A 1,627-nucleotide genomic window follows, 5' to 3' on the forward strand; every position below is an offset into this window, starting at 1 on the left:
TATAAATAAAGGTATTACAGTTAAGGGAGGCACATTTACACTAAGAATATGAAGTTAAGTATATTAGCTTCATTGAATGCCAGAACAAAATTGAAAGTGAAAATAAAAAGTTAGTTAAATAATGTTCATATTATGTCCCTAGCAAACAATAATGGATACAATTATTGTTAATCTTTAAATATATAATAAAAACAGTTATCTGTAATGATATTTATAAAATTGTTGTTAAATTTTCGGATTTTGTGTACGAAATCTTCAAAACTTTAAAACTATATTTACTTTACTCTTTCATTTGTTTACATTGTGATATGTAACATTGAATGGGTATACGTATACAGACAATAATCCGGTAATGAAGGTTGATCCTGATGGGCATGTAGCTTGGTGGGTTGGTAGTGCAGTAATTGGTGCTGGTTTGGAGTAGCTAAATATTTATACCAAAACAGGAATTCTGGATATACTTGGAAAAGTGGTTTGAAAGCTGCAGGGAGAATGTTTGGGTTTATAACTCCTATGCAAGGGGGCGAATCCCGTTTAAACAAGCAGTACGTAACGTGTCTCGTTTTATTGGAAACCCGAAAAAACACTTTAAAAGGCTTCCAGGTGCACGATTAGAAAGGCTAGCTAAAGCGAAGAAGAATTCTATAAAAGCAAAGTTAATGCGTATTTCTAATGCGATAGGAAAGCGTAAATAAATTTAAGAAGGAGAATTTAGGATTGGTAGAGATTTTAGAATATTTATTGATTTTGGGTTTGAATATGCTAGTAGCATCTATCGTATTTTTACAAGAGTACTGCATAGGTGGTATAAGACTGTTTCATTATAAGAGAATCTTTGCCATGATTCTAGTAATACGTTCGTTGTTGAGTATATGGATTATTTACCCTACGACAGCTACCTTGTTAGGGACGCTAAATATCTTAGTGATTCAATCAGTTATATTACTTTGCCTTTGGGGGCTTATGCAGTGTGTAAAGAAGTACGAGGGAAAGTGGCATATTACAATGATTGCACTTATTACTTATGGTCTTAGCTGTTATTTTCATATTATGTATGCGAAAACGGTATAGATAATTAGAGGGGGATTTATAGTGGAACATGTGATAGTTATGATGGATGGGAAACACAAGTTGTAATAATAAAGAAGGAATATTCTAAATTAAATTTTAGATAGTCTTTTTTATTGTAAAAATAGGTACTGAATTAATAATAACCACTAAATGTTGGAAAAAGAGTGGTTCAAAAAGGATATAAGCCAGTAGTTAGACAATTAAAATCCAATTACGAGCGTTTTAAGAAGAATCCTATAAAACAGATTAAAAGGAACCCAGGTGCTAGACTTGGCGGAATGAAAAGGGCGAAGAAACAAAGGGAAAAAGTATTTGAAAATTCAATGACAGCGAAACTTATGAAGATTTCGAATGTAGTGAGAAGACGTTAATGAAGGGAGACTAAAAGTGTTTATAGAAATTGTAGAATTTGCTTTTATCTTGGCTTTAGTAGCTGTATTAACATTAACTGTTATGTTACAAGATATATTTTTTATAAATATAAATAAACAATATACTGAAACACGTATTGGGACAATTATTTTTAGTATCCGTATGTTGTTTGGGGCATGGGTAA

3 protein-coding genes and 1 pseudogene are annotated in these 1,627 nt (G+C 31.7%); all 4 read left to right on the top strand.

Going from position 1 to position 1,627, the window contains the following annotated elements:
• Positions 1-310 precede the first annotated feature (310 nt).
• Positions 311-409 (top strand): annotated as a pseudogene (locus Q9B79_RS27045) (RHS repeat domain-containing protein); the annotation flags it as partial.
• A 145-nt stretch (positions 410-554) separates the two neighbouring features.
• Positions 555-695, top strand: coding sequence for a hypothetical protein (locus tag Q9B79_RS26705; RefSeq protein WP_306189011.1), 141 nt, complete (start codon positions 555-557; stop codon positions 693-695).
• Between the two features lie 64 nt (positions 696-759).
• On the top strand, positions 760-1,071 hold the full coding sequence (locus tag Q9B79_RS26710) for a hypothetical protein (protein ID WP_372339631.1): 312 nt from the start codon (positions 760-762) through the stop codon (positions 1,069-1,071).
• Between the two features lie 164 nt (positions 1,072-1,235).
• On the top strand, positions 1,236-1,442 hold the full coding sequence (locus tag Q9B79_RS26715; RefSeq protein WP_306189015.1) for a hypothetical protein: 207 nt from the start codon (positions 1,236-1,238) through the stop codon (positions 1,440-1,442).
• Positions 1,443-1,627: the final 185 nt, after the last annotated feature.

Origin of the sequence: Bacillus sp. MHSD_36 (assembly GCF_030757775.1) — a bacterium.
Taxonomy (GTDB): Bacteria; Bacillota; Bacilli; order Bacillales; family Bacillaceae_G; genus Bacillus_A.